Annotated in this window: 15 protein-coding genes; 7 read left to right on the plus strand and 8 right to left on the minus strand. The window is 36.9% G+C overall.

Annotated elements, in window-relative coordinates; genetic code table 11:
• Nucleotides 1-74: 74 nt before the first annotated feature.
• Nucleotides 75-1,364, minus strand: a complete 1,290-nt coding sequence (gene tig / locus MKY88_RS16830; RefSeq protein ID WP_193832701.1) for a trigger factor — start codon at nt 1,362-1,364, stop codon at nt 75-77.
• A 119-nt stretch (nt 1,365-1,483) separates the two neighbouring features.
• Nucleotides 1,484-2,476 carry a DUF3196 family protein gene (locus tag MKY88_RS16835; RefSeq protein ID WP_340814842.1) on the minus strand — a complete coding sequence of 331 codons (993 nt, stop codon included), beginning with the start codon at nt 2,474-2,476 and terminating at the stop codon, nt 1,484-1,486.
• A 205-nt stretch (nt 2,477-2,681) separates the two neighbouring features.
• Here MKY88_RS16835 and MKY88_RS16840 point away from each other — a divergent pair, with 205 nt between their 5' ends.
• The 7 genes from MKY88_RS16840 to MKY88_RS16870 all read left to right on the plus strand — a co-directional run bounded on the left by MKY88_RS16840 (nt 2,682) and on the right by MKY88_RS16870 (nt 9,964).
• Nucleotides 2,682-3,146 (plus strand): hypothetical protein, encoded by a 465-nt coding sequence (locus MKY88_RS16840; RefSeq protein WP_069482227.1) that lies wholly within the window; start codon nt 2,682-2,684, stop codon nt 3,144-3,146.
• 260 nt (nt 3,147-3,406) lie between these two features.
• Complete coding sequence (locus MKY88_RS16845; RefSeq protein ID WP_328204146.1) at nt 3,407-4,249, plus strand: DUF2785 domain-containing protein; 843 nt, start codon at nt 3,407-3,409, stop codon at nt 4,247-4,249.
• A gap of 817 nt (nt 4,250-5,066) precedes the next feature.
• Nucleotides 5,067-5,972 (plus strand): cytochrome aa3 quinol oxidase subunit II, encoded by a 906-nt coding sequence (qoxA, locus tag MKY88_RS16850; RefSeq protein ID WP_008180850.1) that lies wholly within the window; start codon nt 5,067-5,069, stop codon nt 5,970-5,972.
• A gap of 60 nt (nt 5,973-6,032) precedes the next feature.
• Nucleotides 6,033-7,976: a cytochrome aa3 quinol oxidase subunit I gene (gene qoxB, locus MKY88_RS16855; protein WP_069482229.1), complete on the plus strand. Its 1,944-nt coding sequence runs from the start codon at nt 6,033-6,035 to the stop codon at nt 7,974-7,976.
• Between the two features lies 1 nt (nt 7,977).
• Nucleotides 7,978-8,577 (plus strand): cytochrome aa3 quinol oxidase subunit III, encoded by a 600-nt coding sequence (gene qoxC, locus MKY88_RS16860; protein WP_025114588.1) that lies wholly within the window; start codon nt 7,978-7,980, stop codon nt 8,575-8,577.
• Nucleotides 8,577-8,858 carry a cytochrome aa3 quinol oxidase subunit IV gene (gene qoxD / locus MKY88_RS16865; RefSeq protein WP_012295499.1) on the plus strand — a complete coding sequence of 94 codons (282 nt, stop codon included), beginning with the start codon at nt 8,577-8,579 and terminating at the stop codon, nt 8,856-8,858. Before qoxC ends, qoxD begins: the two co-directional genes overlap by 1 nt.
• 248 nt (nt 8,859-9,106) lie before the next feature.
• Nucleotides 9,107-9,964, plus strand: a complete 858-nt coding sequence (locus tag MKY88_RS16870; RefSeq protein WP_069482230.1) for a DUF6612 family protein — start codon at nt 9,107-9,109, stop codon at nt 9,962-9,964.
• An 82-nt stretch (nt 9,965-10,046) separates the two neighbouring features.
• On the opposite strand, the gene MKY88_RS16875 is transcribed toward MKY88_RS16870, so the two are convergent.
• The 6 genes from MKY88_RS16875 to MKY88_RS16900 form a co-directional block, all read right to left on the minus strand.
• The gene (locus MKY88_RS16875) at nt 10,047-10,466 is read right to left on the minus strand and encodes a universal stress protein (protein WP_069482231.1); all 420 of its coding nucleotides are present in this window, start codon (nt 10,464-10,466) and stop codon (nt 10,047-10,049) included.
• Nucleotides 10,467-10,516: 50 nt separating this feature from the next.
• Nucleotides 10,517-11,584, minus strand: a complete 1,068-nt coding sequence (locus MKY88_RS16880) for a PQQ-dependent sugar dehydrogenase (RefSeq protein WP_340814204.1) — start codon at nt 11,582-11,584, stop codon at nt 10,517-10,519.
• A gap of 42 nt (nt 11,585-11,626) precedes the next feature.
• On the minus strand, nt 11,627-11,791 hold the full coding sequence (locus MKY88_RS16885) for a hypothetical protein (RefSeq protein ID WP_008180835.1): 165 nt from the start codon (nt 11,789-11,791) through the stop codon (nt 11,627-11,629).
• A gap of 151 nt (nt 11,792-11,942) precedes the next feature.
• Nucleotides 11,943-12,359: a YugN family protein gene (locus MKY88_RS16890; protein ID WP_069482233.1), complete on the minus strand. Its 417-nt coding sequence runs from the start codon at nt 12,357-12,359 to the stop codon at nt 11,943-11,945.
• 128 nt (nt 12,360-12,487) lie between these two features.
• On the minus strand, nt 12,488-13,441 hold the full coding sequence (locus MKY88_RS16895; protein WP_340814205.1) for an alpha/beta hydrolase: 954 nt from the start codon (nt 13,439-13,441) through the stop codon (nt 12,488-12,490).
• Between the two features lie 29 nt (nt 13,442-13,470).
• Complete coding sequence (locus tag MKY88_RS16900; RefSeq protein ID WP_340814206.1) at nt 13,471-14,196, minus strand: SDR family NAD(P)-dependent oxidoreductase; 726 nt, start codon at nt 14,194-14,196, stop codon at nt 13,471-13,473.
• Nucleotides 14,197-14,221 lie beyond the last annotated feature (25 nt).

The raw sequence follows: 14,221 nt of genomic DNA on the forward strand, positions 1-14,221 counted from the left end.
TAGTTGATGTGATAAAACAAGGCACGGTTTAATGCCGTACCTTGTTTTTTTTAGCTATCTAATTACACAAAATCTTATTCAGTAATTTTAGCGTTTTCTACTAAAAATTCAACTGTTTTTTGAATTTTGATGTCGTTTTCAAGTACTGCTGTACCACCTAAAGCACCTGTAATTTGCTCTTTTGTCATGTTGAATTGAGCAGCCATTTTTTCTAATTCTGCTTCAATATCAGCTTCAGTTGCTTCAATTTTTTCAGCTTCAGCAATCGCTTCTAGTGTTAAAGAAACACGTACACGGCTTTCTGCTTCTTCTTTCATTTGACCACGTAAATCTTCTTCAGATTGGCCAGAGAATTGGTAGTATAAATCTAAGTTCATACCTTGTGTTTGTAGACGTTGACCAAACTCTTGTAACATACGATCAGTTTCAGAGTTAATCATACCTGCTGGTACTTCAAACTCAGCATTTTCAGAAGCTTTTTCTACTAGCTCATCACGAAGAGCTGCATCAGATTCTGCTACTTTTTGTGCTGCTGTTTGTTCTTTAATTTTAGCGCGTAAAGCTTCTACGCTTTCCACTTCTGAATCTAATTCTTTTGCGAACTCATCATTTAATTCAGGAAGTACTTTTGTTTTAACTTCTTTCACTGTTACTTTGAAAGTAGCTTCTTTGCCTGCTAATTCAGCCGCATGGTATTCTTCTGGGAATGTAACAACTACATCTTTAGATTCGCCAGCTTTCACACCTGTTAATTGCTCTTCAAAACCAGGAATGAAAGAACCAGAACCGATTTCTAGTGGATAGTCTTCGCCTTTACCACCTTCAAACGCTTCTTCACCTACGAAACCTTCGAAATCGATTACTGCTGTATCGCCTTCAACGATTGCTTCGTCTTCTTTAATTTCAAGTTCAGCTTTACGAGCTAATTGGTCTTGAATTTGAGCATCTACTTCTTCATCAGTTACTTCAACTGGAAGTTTAGCTACTTCTAGACCTTTGTAGTTACCAAGTTTTGGTTCTGGTTTAACTGTTACTTGTGCAGTGAATGAGAAATCTTGACCATGTACAAAGTTTTCTGTACCAGAGATTTCTGGGTAATCAACTGGCATAATTCCAGCTTCATCGATTGCCTTTGCATAAGAATCAGGAACGATAATTTCTAATGCATCTTGGTATAAAGATTCGATACCGAAACGTTGTTCGAACATTTTACGAGGCATTTTACCTTTACGGAAACCTGGTACGTTAATTTGTTTTACAACTTTTTTGAACGCTTGGTCCATTGCTGCATCTACTTCTGCAGCTGGTACTTCAATTGTAAGAGTACCGATATTACCTTCTTGTTTTTCCCATTTTGCTGACATGTATAAATACCTCCAAATAAATAATCAAGTTTAGGATGTTAGACAATTCATTCGTAACTACGATTTTGACAACCATTTTAGTATAACATAGATGTGTATAGTTTCAACTTTTTTCATACCTAATGTAGTTCTGTTAGCTTTTCTAACATTTGTAAAAAGTCTACGATTTCATAGTCCATTTCTTTTACATTCCCTAGCATTGATGATACAAAGTCTATATAACTATAGGCAACATCTTCTGCCTCAAATGGATGCCATTCAAAGGGAAATGTGACAATGGCATGTTTCGCCATTAAGTATTGTACCATTTCCAACGTCGTTGGGTCTTGTGCCAACTTACTTTCAACTATATTTTTTATTTCACCATATTGTGGTAATTGATTAGGTAAAGATAGTTGTGCGGGGTTTATCGTTTTTGATTGCCCTAATTTTGAAACCGTAATATTAATTGAAACTTCCTGTTCAACTAATAGGATTAAAGCCAAGCTTTGGACAAAAGGATGAACGGTCGTACTTTCAATAATTGCTTGCAACACCGTTTTTAACTGTCTTACATTGGTATTCATCAGACGATGTAATTTTATAGATTGCTCATTGGCAGTTAGTGCACTAAATTTTTCAAGCTCATATTCCTGCTCCTCTATGAACCGTTGGGCATTTTCTTTTTTTTCAAGATTTTTAGATACTTCTCTATTAAGACTTTTTAATCGTTCAAATTTCTCCACTTGATCACTTGGAAGTACACTTTCCTCTAGGAGGGTTGTAAGCAATGTTTCTACTTGATGGTATTCCTTCAATTGCATACAAATTGTAATATACAATTCCATCACTTCCACATACATCGTTGTCCCCATTGCAAAAAGCTGTTCACAAACCCCTTTTGCCTTGTCATAATCCTTTAATTCGTATAAAGCAAAAGCATAGGCGCTAAGCGCAAATTCATCACCAGTTTCATATATAAAGGCCTTTTCAAAACTTGCAATAGCTTTCTCGTATTGATAATTTTCAGCAAACATATGCCCTTCACGTATTAATGTTTGGACAGCGCCTGGAAATACAACAATATTGTCATGTTTAATGACATGACGCTTACGTTTTGTCAATTCCCTCACCTCCTCGGTTCTATTTTTCATTTCGATTATTTACTAAAAAAATCCACAAGTTTCTTATTTTTTACAAAAAATAATTGCTTTTTCATTCATATTTTGTAATAAAATGTATTATAATTAGAATAGTCTAAAATTGATTATAACTTGCAGACTTTCTACCTGGTTATCTGCATACAGAAAATCAAGTTCTTAATAAGGAGTGGAATACATGCAATTACTAGATACAATCACTGAATTTGACCATTGTATCTCACCTGCATTCGAGGCATTATCGATTAAAGTCATTTCATTTTCTACAACGGACGGACCTATTCAAGATAATCCGATCGAATTTGAATTTTTAACACGTACAAAAATTGATGTGTACACACAAGAAGCTAGCACTTATCTTTTACGTATTCTTGGAACAATTCCTGGTTCTATTGCACTTGGTCATCAAAATGAAACTCTTTCCATTATTCCTCAAAAAGTAAACATCGAATGTAATGACAAGCTGTTACATGTTGACAAAAAAGATATGCATCAAATTTTACAACATCCTGAGCCGAATCGCCATTACAGCGAATGGCTTATTGATGCTATAAAAAATACCAATATTCTCGTTGAGCTGAAGACAAACCAGCACTCACTGATTGAATGGCCAATCGGTATAAAATCAGCAGCCATAATATAGGTAGAGATAGACATACTTCATCGTATGTCTTTTTTTGTTACTCTTATTTAAGCCTTTCCATTTTATTGCGTTTCTATCATAACAACTTTCTATAGTTTCTGGAAATAATATTATATCAGCCACCAACATTAAAGTGTTTGTATTGTCGTTTCAAACAGCAAAAAGCTATCCGTCCTGCATTAGGATTGCAAATTGGTCGATTTGCTTGAAAAAGGAGCTATAATAATAAAACAAACCTTATGATGGAGGCGCACATAAATATGAATTTAAAAGAAACACTACGATCTTTTTCTACCATGACACTGCATGAACGTCAGGCAGTGATGAAGGACAAAGGAGAATGGCTCTTACAGGAGATGCTAACGCACATTGGTTCAACTGATGCTGAATTGCGCGATCATTTAATTTATCGTACGTTTGTTGATTTACTGAGTGATAATTTATTAAGCACACAACAATTACAATTATTATTTGAGACAGCAACAAGTGAGGAATTTTTATATGTACATATCGGAGAAGCACCAACAGACAGTGTCTTTACTAGGTCATTCTCCGCACTGCTTGTTGCAGGTTTACTTGCAAAGGATGCCGAGATGCTCGTTTTAAAAGACGACGAATTGCAGCCGTTCTTTAAAAAAATTGGACGCTATCTATTATTAGAACAAGATACAAGAGGTTACGTGAAGGATAAAGGATGGGCTCATAGTATTTCACATGGGGCTGATTTAGCCGCCATGACTATTAAACATCCTAAATTCGATTTACAATATGCCCCATCCATTTTACATGCACTAAAGCTTGTCACGTGGAAAGGCACAGTCTATATCAACGATGAAGAAGAGCGATTAATCAACATAGTAGATGCTTTATTACAACAAAACTACTCGGAGGAAGCTTTGATCGAATTTGTTGAACAAGCCTTTGATAAGTTTGAAATGCATTTAATGACGCAAGGATATAATGAAAGCTTTTTTAGTGGGCGTACTTGTACATTAAACTTCATGAAGACATTGTATTTTTCTTTAAAAATGAATAATAAAGCCCTCAAACTACAAAATACAATCTATGGGCACGTAGCCAAATGGCTCAAGCTTGGTGACTGATTAAAAAATGCTAATTCGATACGTATCTTTCTCAGAAACATAAAAAATTTCTACCATACTAGCAAACTAAGACACTTCTTAGTTTGCTTTTTGTTTTTCAAACAGAATATAAATATGTAAATTTATGTATAATCAAGAAAACTACTTGTTATATTAACATAATTAATAACACTCCCCATTTATTCCCTTTTCAATCATTCCTTTCATTGATAGTTCATCCTAATGTTTCCACACAATGCTCTTCTTCTACTCCTTTTATATAAAAAAGGCAAATAAAAAATATTATTATGTCCTTTGGTATACTGATTTTATTACAAAACAGCGTCCAAAATGTGAAATGCCATTTTTCATAAAAAAAACTATTTACTTAGTTAAACATGAAGAACGCAGTATTTTCAACGTTTCCACAGTGTTTAATAAACAAAACCTTAAAATACCAATACTAAAATAACGTTTTTTGTTCAAAAAATGTTCAAATTCAATGTATCTTTACTATCATTTTCATAACAAAATTATGTTTTTTCTTAAAAACAGGGCGTATAATCCAATGTGCAAACAACGACAAGATGTGACAATCGTAATAGACATGTACGTATGTGAAATGATTGCACAAATCATTGATTTTGCTAACGCTTGCATTAGACCAATCAACTTCAAGATTTATGTTTCATATTGAACCATGCCATTGTAAATTCTTAAGTTGTTGATTGGTACGCCAAGATAAAAGAGGTGACCTCAGTATCCACTATTTATAAATGTGAACTGACAAAAAACACATGAATTTTATGAATAGCCGTTCTATAGAAAGGAGTCAAACATGAAGAAAAAATTAAGTTTAATGTTTGTAGCATTGGGTGCCCTTGCGCTTCTTGCTGGTTGTGAGCCATTAACAGTGTTCAATCCTAAAGGACCAAATGCCGAAACATTATCAAACACAATTATTTTATCCATTATTACAATGGCCTTTATATTACTAGTCGTGTATGTGCTTTTAGCCTTTATGCTAACTAAATATCGTGCGTCAAAAGCATCTGCAGATTATGAGCCACCTCATGAAGAGGGTAGCCATCTTCTAGAAATCACATGGACAGTAATTCCTATTATTATTGTTGCATTCTTGGCTGTTGTAACTGTAAGAACAACATCTACTGTAGAGGCTCAGCCAGCAGGTTATGACGATAAAGAACCTTTAGTAATTTATGCATCATCATCAAACTGGAAATGGCATTTTAGTTACCCTGAAGAAGGTGTTGAAACAGTTAACTATGTCAACCTTCCAGTGGATCGTCCAATTGAGTTTAAATTATACTCATTCGGTCCGATTACAAGTTTCTGGATTCCTCAATTAGCAGGTCAAAAATATGCCATGAGTGATATGTTAACAACTATTCACCTTGCAGCAGATGAAGTGGGTTCATTCATGGGACGTAACTCTAACTTTAATGGACGTGGATTTGCAGAAATGGAATTTGAAGCACAATCTATGACACAAGAAGACTTCGATAAATGGGTTGCTGATGTTAAAGCAAAAGAAAAACCATTAACAGAAGAAAAATTTGATGAGCTATTAAAGGCTGAGCATGTTGGTCGCCAAAGCTTCTCATCTACACACTTAGAATTCAGCCCTGCCCCAATGGAACATGGTAAAAACATGAAAATGGGTGACATGGATCATGGTGACATGTCTGAAGAAGATATGAATAATGAACATTCAGGTCATTAATTTACATTTAACTTTGAACGAGTAGAATATTAATTTTTAATTTTGAAAGGAGCGCATCCAATGAGTATGGAAGAATTATTCCATCCAATGCAAGAACCGATGATTTTAGCGGCAGCTATTAGTATCGTAGTTGGAGCAGTCGTTATCGTAGCTGGCCTTACTTATTTCAAAAAATGGGGCTATTTCTACAAAAACTGGCTATCAACTGTTGACCATAAAAAAATCGGGATTATGTATATCGCTGTAGCATTATTAATGCTATTCCGCGGTGGTATCGATGCACTATTAATGCGTGCACAAACAGCTGTTCCGGATAACGGGCTTCTTGATGCACAACATTATAATGAAATTTTCACAACACACGGTTTATTAATGATTTTATTTATGGCGATGCCATTTGTGATTGGTTTAATGAACATTGTCATCCCACTTCAAATCGGTGCACGTGACGTTGCTTTCCCACGTCTAAATGCTGTCAGCTTTTGGCTATTTGCAGCAGGTGCTGGTTTATTAAACTTATCATTCATAATCGGTGGTTCACCAGACGCTGGTTGGACAGCCTACTTCCCTCTTGCAAGTACGGATTTTAGTCCGACTGTAGGGAATAACTATTATTCTTTAGCACTTCAATTATCAGGTATTGGTACATTGATGACAGGTGTTAACTTCATCACGACAATTATTAAAATGCGTGCACCTGGTATGAAATTAATGAAAATGCCAATGTTTACTTGGTCGATTTTAATTACAAACGTAATTATTGTATTCGCATTCCCAGTATTAACTGTAGCGCTTGCTCTTATGATGTTAGACCGACAATTCGGTACTAAATTCTTTGCTATGCAAGACGGCGGTATGGATATGCTTTGGGCCAACCTATTCTGGGTTTGGGGACATCCTGAAGTTTATATCGTTATTCTACCTGCTTTCGGTATTTTCTCAGAAATCATTGCAACATTTGCACGTAAAAACTTGTACGGCTATAAATCAATGGTTATGAGTATGGTTGTCATTTCTTTACTATCATTCTTAGTTTGGGCCCACCACTTCTATACAATGGGTCACGGGGTAATGGTAAACAGCGTATTCTCTATTACAACAATGGCAATCGCCGTTCCAACCGGTGTTAAAATATTTAACTGGCTACTGACAATGAGGAACGGGAAAATTCAATTTACAACACCAATGCTTTATGCACTTGGCTTTATTCCGATCTTCACAATTGGTGGGGTTACAGGGGTAATGCTAGCGATGGCAAGTGCTGACTATCAATATCATAATACGATGTTCTTAGTTGCCCACTTCCACTACGTTTTAATTCCAGGTACAGTATTCGGTGTACTTGCAGGTTACCACTACTGGTGGCCAAAAATGTTCGGTTTCCGTTTAAATGAAAAATTAGGGAAAACTGCGTTCTGGTTCATTGCAATCAGCTTCAACGTAACATTCTTCCCATTATTCATTTTAGGTTTAGATGGTTATGCTCGTCGTATGTACACTTACTCAGAATCAACAGGCTATGGACCATTGAACATGTTATCATTTGTTGGTGCTTTAGGACTTGCAGTCGGCTTTGCGTTGATCGTTTATAATATCTACTACAGCTGGAAACATATGCCTCGCAATGAAAAGGCTGATGTATGGGATGGTCGTACACTTGAATGGGCTACTCATTCTCCAGTACCAGAATACAACTTTGCTGTAGTTCCAACTGTTACTCGCTTAGATGAGTTCTGGTTCGCGAAAAAAGAAGGTCGCGATATTACAGCAGGTAAAATTGAAAAAATTCACATGCCAAATAATACAGGCACACCATTCTGGATGAGTGGATTCTTCTTCCTTGCAGCATTCTTTGCTGTATTCAATCTATGGGTGCCAGCCATCATTAGTATGCTTGGTGTATTTGGCTTCATGATCCATCGTTCTTTCGAAAAAGACCATGGTCGTTATATTTCAGTTGAGGAAGTTATGGCAACTGAGAAAAGCTTGAGAGGTGATAAATAATATGAAAATCGATTCTTCACTTCCATTAGAATATAGTACAGAGGAAAATCGCCTAAAAATCTTTGGTTTCTGGATTTTCCTTGGCGCCGAGATCGTGTTATTTGCCACATTGTTTACTGTGTATTTCACACTTCACACACGGACAGGTAGTGGCCCGAATGGTGCTGAAATCTTTGAGTTAACACCAGTTCTATGGGAAACATTCTTATTATTAACAAGTAGTTTCACAATTGGTCTTGGTGTTCATGCAATGCGTATTGGTCGTAAAAAGGCAATGATGACTTTCTTCATCATTACCCTTTTACTAGGCTTAGGTTTCTTAGCTATTGAGATTGATGAGTTCATCACTTATGTGCATGAAGGTGCGACAATTCAAACAAGCGCATTCCTGTCATCATTAATGACATTACTTGGAACACACGGTGCCCACGTAACATTTGGTTTCTTCTGGGGCCTAGCTATCATTATCCAAGTAGCTAAACGTGGTTTAAATCCACAAACAGCGAACAAAGCATTTATCTTCTCATTGTACTGGCATTTCCTAGACGTTGTTTGGATTTTCATCTTCAGCTTCGTCTATTTGAAAGGATTGATTAGCTGATGAAGGAATTATTCCCAAAACAACATGTCATGGGCTTCGGCTTCTCATTATTATTGACACTTGTCGCTTTAGCCGTTGTAACCTTTGATATGAGTTATAAAATGGCATTCGCTATTTTACTTGTCACTGCCCTTGCACAAGCAACTGTACAGTTAGTGTTATTCATGCACATCGGTGAATCTGAAGATAAGAAAACGTTATATACAACGATTTTATATTCAGTTTTCGTAGGTGTTGTAACAATCATTGGTACATTATTCGCCATGATTTGGGGTTACTAAGGAATTACATGTAGATATATTCGAGCTTATTGAAAAGCTCCTCAAAAAGCTGTCCCCTACTTTCGTATTAAACGATTGGTTGGTGGCAGCTTTTTTATTAATTTTCATGCTTCTCACTGGTCGTTATTGCAAGATTATTGTTTTTTTAATAAGGAATTAGATATATTTTATAAAATAACGAAACTTTTCCTTTTCTTAGGCGTATACTAGTAGATAGTGTTTTTTACCAAGAATAGGAGATGAAAGTAATGAAGAAGATTTTTAAAGTATTAGCAGTTGGAACATTGGCATTGACGCTCGCTGCTTGTAATTCAAGTGCCACACCTACGAAAGACACAACTAAAACTAGCAATCTCACTTTAGAACAAGTGTATGACAAAGCAGTGGATCGTCAGTCTGACATTAAAAGTGCTAGTGCCAATATGGATATGACACAGATAACGAAGGTTGGATCTGGTGAAGAGGCTATGGAGTTCTCTATCAACTCAAAAATGGAAATGGACATTATCGTTGACCCACTTGCTATGCATTTATCGGGCTCTATGTCGATGCCAGATATGATGAGTGAAGGCCAAGAAACAACGGACATGCCTATTGAAATGTATATGAAAAAAGACGCTGGCCTTTTCATGAAAGATGTGACTACTGACAGCTGGTTAAAGCTTCCTGATGAGAACTTTGATGCAATTTTAGATCAAACGGCTACTTCTGCTGACGCTAAGGAACAGTTAGAACAACTCAAAAAGTTTATTAATGATTTTACCTTTGAACAAACTGATAATGAATATGTCCTTACATTAGAAGCAAAAGGTGATAAATTTAAAGAGTTAATTGATTCTGAGATTAATAAATCAATTGAGGACATGGGATTAGAAGAAAACCCTATGGATCAATTAACAATCGAAAAAATCAACTATGTGTTACACATTGATAAAGAGACTTTCGATACGAAAAAAATGGATATGAATTTTGATTTGAAAATGGCAGTAGAAGGCGATGAATTGTTAATGAATACAAAGTCAGTCGTTACTTATACTGATTTCAATCATCTTAAAACAATTGATATTCCTCAGAGCATTGTAGATAACGCCCAAACAATCGAATAAAAAACAAACCTGCTTGTCATCTATCTACAAGCAGGTTTGTTTTGTTTTTATCCATATAAATATGACGAAGATTTCCGTAAAATTATCGAACGATTAATACATCACAGTGAGCATGACGTACTACTTTTTCTGCTACAGACCCTAGCATCATTTTTTCCATTCGATTTAACCCTGTTGCCCCACACACGATTAAATCAACATGCGTAAGCTGTGTCAAAATCCCCTTTGGCGAACCCGTTTCTACTACTGACTCTACGCTTTGAACACCTATCTGAACCACTTGCTTTTCTAAGCTTTCCATTTTGCTCTTGTTTTCTTTCTTCAATTCTTCCGCATATTTTAAATCATATGCTGACACCGCTCCAAAAGATTTTGTATCAATCACATTCACTAATTGCAAAGTAGCATTGTGTTGCATTGCTAATTGACTTGCTCTTTCTAAAGCCTTCAATGATTGTTCTGAGAAATCAATTGCTACTGCGATTTTAAGATAGTTAGCCATTTTAGTCCTCTCCATTCTTCATGCCATTCCATGTTTTCACAAATATTATATCATAACGGTGTTCTGTATAGTTTATCGTCATCGGGTTGTGGATTTCCGCGTCCATCTGTATTATTACTGATAAAGTATAAATAGCTATCATCCATAAAAACATCTCGGATTCTTCCAAATTCCGATAGTAGTACATCTTGTTTTTTCATGTTCACATCAAATGTTAGCACTGCTGTCCCCCTTAGTGCTGCAGCATATAATTGATCATCTACTACAGTAATACCAGATGGCGCCCACGTATTTGTCGAGCCTGAAGTAAATAGAGGCGTTACCAAATGTTGCTGTTTGTCTGTTCCCTCCATAAGCGGCCAACCATAATTCTTCCCTTTTTCAATAATGTTGATTTCGTCATTTGCCGCATTGCCATGTTCGCTTGCGTACATCGTCCCATCCGTTGCCCATGCTAATCCCTGCGGATTTCGATGCCCATAGCTATACACATACGAACGAGGAAAAGGATTATCATTCGGTATGGAACCGTCCAAATTGAGACGTAAAATCTTTCCTTCCAATGCATCTAAATCCTGTGCTAAAGATGGTTGGGTGGCATCTCCGACAGTAACATACAATTTGCTATCGGGACCTATTTTTAAACGTCCACCATGATGATATGTACCGCTCTGTATTCGATCAATTAAGAGATCCGTTTCCTGCCACTTATTATCGATTAATATTAATGTCACAACCCGATTAAATTGCGCTGATCCCTCCTCATACGTATAGTAAGCATAAGCAATATTGGTTGTTGTAAAATCAGGAGCTAGCACAAATCCTAGGAGACCCGCTTCAGGAGCTGCCGATAATTGTTTCTTTAATAGGACCTGTTGTCTTTCAACTACATCTTCCGTAATCATCACAATATTTCCTGGTCTTTCTGTTACATATAACGCTGTATCGCTTTTTTCAATCGACCAAGGCGTTTGCAATTGCTCCGCTATTATTTCAACGTTTGGAGTGACTTTTGAGGGTTCCTCTTGTTTTACCTTCCTCTCATCCTTCCCCTTAGTAGAAGTACAGGCCGCACACATAATAATGGCTAACAGTAAAACGGGAATCATTTTCTTCATCTTGTCTCCTCCTTTTTTTGAAAATAGAAAAAGACGTCGGCCCTAGACGTCTCTTTTACTTATTTTTATACTTTCGAACATAATTATTTCACCAAATGTTTTTGTGTGCTCTAGCACTTTAAGATAAGCTTCTTTTCGATGGATGAGTCGTTCTTGTCGTAATTTTTGATAGGAATAATAAAAATCATCTATTGTTATTTTATCCATAAACTCACCTCTTATAGTAGTATATGCTAACACTATTATAAGGTTGGTAAATTCTTACGACAATTCTATTTTCTATTTTTGATTATAAGTTCCCAAAAATTGAAGGATAAAAGACATATGATTTCTCGAAAGAATATACATATTTATCTAATTAGTTGATAAAAAAAGGCAGTACTTTTTCTTCTACAACTTGTTCACCCGCCTGAATCCATCTACTTTTATCATGAATATGCCCATCCTTATCAAGCGGCGTCTGGAATTGACTAGCTCCTGTAGCCTCCAGTAAAGAACCTTCATCATAGTCTAAACCAACGTTAGCAACATGTTTAATGACAAACGGCTTTTGAAATCGAATTTGAGCATCTTCATTATCCAATTCCCCAGCTGTTACGATAAAGGGCACGCGCAAATATATCGTTTCGCCCCCGCCTCTCCATAGTACCGCGTCGAAGCTCCCTTTATGATATTCCCAATTTCCACCAATTGTAAAACCACGATGAATAATATGATCTCGCAAATAACCATAGCCTATCTCTTTTCCAACTATTTTTGAATCAAACTGTAGCATTTTGAAACCTCCTCCTTTTACTTGATAAAAGTCTATCCTAAAAAGAGGAATTACAAACTATTTCTCGCACTCAGCAAAAAAATCCCAAAGCCCTTTACTAACAAAGCTTCGAGACTTTAGTAAATAATTTATAAAGGAACTGAGACTGTTCGATTTAAAACATATTTAGCGGCTTCTACATATTCTGTAACAGCCCTTAGGCTAACTGCGGCAGTTGGCACTAAGCTTTCAAAGCCATGATAGCATCCTGGATATAAATGAAACTCAACATCTACACCTGCCTGGCAGAGCTTCGTTACATATTGTAACGTTTCATCACGGAACGGATCTAGCTGACCAACACATGTGTAAGTAAATGGAAGCCCAGTTAAATCATCGGCTCTTGCAGCAGCAGCATATTTTGGCACATTATCACTGCCGTTTTCTCCATTTAAATACATTTCCCATCCCTTTTGATTAAGGGAATGATTCCAGATCATATGACCAGTAATTTCTAAGGAGGATGGTGTATTATTACGATCATCTATCATTGGATATAGAGGCATTTGGAAGCTAAGCTTTGGATAATTGCGATCACGTGTTAGCAGTGCAAGAGCAGCGGTTAGCCCACCTCCAGCACTTGCCCCGGCTATCCCTATACGCAGATTATCAATCTTTAATTCGTCCGCATGATCTGCCACCCATTTTAACGCAGTATAACAATCTTCGAGCGGTACTGGGTAAGGATGCTCAGGTGCAAGTCTGTAGTCTACTGATACAACGACACACTTTGCATCTGTAACAAAGCGCTGACAAAGCAAATCATCGCCCTCTGGAGCTCCTAAAACATAGCCACCCCCATGAATCCATACCATTGCTGGGTAAATTTCACTTTGCTCTTTTGGCTGGTAGATTCTAATGCGCAATGCAACACCCTCTTCAGGTCCTTGAATCATTTTATTAGTAACTAAAATCTGCTCGTTTATTGTTGCTGGTACGGCTACAGCCGCCATACCATCTCTTGTAGCTTGTACATTGTCTAAGTCTAAAGGTGGGAAAACAGCTAATAATTCTTTTAGTTCTGGATCAATACGATGTTCCATTAAGCTTCATCCTCTCTTTTATCTGTTCTTTACGATGTAAGTCCGCCATCAATCGTCACAACTGCACCATTCATATAGGAAGACTCCTGTGAAATTAAGAAAGCGATTACATTTGCGATTTCAGTAGGGTTTGCTAATCTTCTTAGAGGTCCATTCTCCTCTGGGCTCGTTTCAAGTCCCTTTGTCATGTTTGTCATAACACCACCAGGGCATATAGCATTTACGCGGACACCGCTAGGTCCATACTCTATGGCAGCCGTTTTAGTTAGCCCAATGACACCATGCTTACTTGCGGAATAGCCACCCAAATAGGGTTGCCCTTGTATTCCAGCAGCTGAAGCGGTATTCACGATGACACCTGATTGTTGTTGTTCCATCTCTTTTAGTACATACTTTAAGCCTAAAAATGCCCCTTTCAGATTTACAGAGATTACACGATCAAACATCTCCTCATCTAAATCACCTAGTAACGAGGGTGGACTTAATATGCCCGCATTATTAATGAAAGCATCAATTCGACCAAATGCCTGCTTGGCAGCATCCACATACTTCCTTACATCTTGACAGTTAGAAACATCTGCTTGGACAAAGATGGCCTGCTGCTGATACTCTTTCACAGTATTTAAAGTGTCCTGACCACTCCTTTCATCAAAATCTACTAATATTAATGCCTTGTTTTTTGTCGCTAGTAGTTTAGCTGTTTCTCTACCTATTCCGCTTCCCGCACCAGTAATAATCACTACTTGCTGCTCCATATTTTTTATGCTCCTTCCTCGGACA

The organism is Lysinibacillus sp. FSL R7-0073 (genome assembly GCF_038009065.1).
In the GTDB taxonomy this organism is placed as follows: domain Bacteria; phylum Bacillota; class Bacilli; order Bacillales_A; family Planococcaceae; genus Lysinibacillus; species Lysinibacillus fusiformis.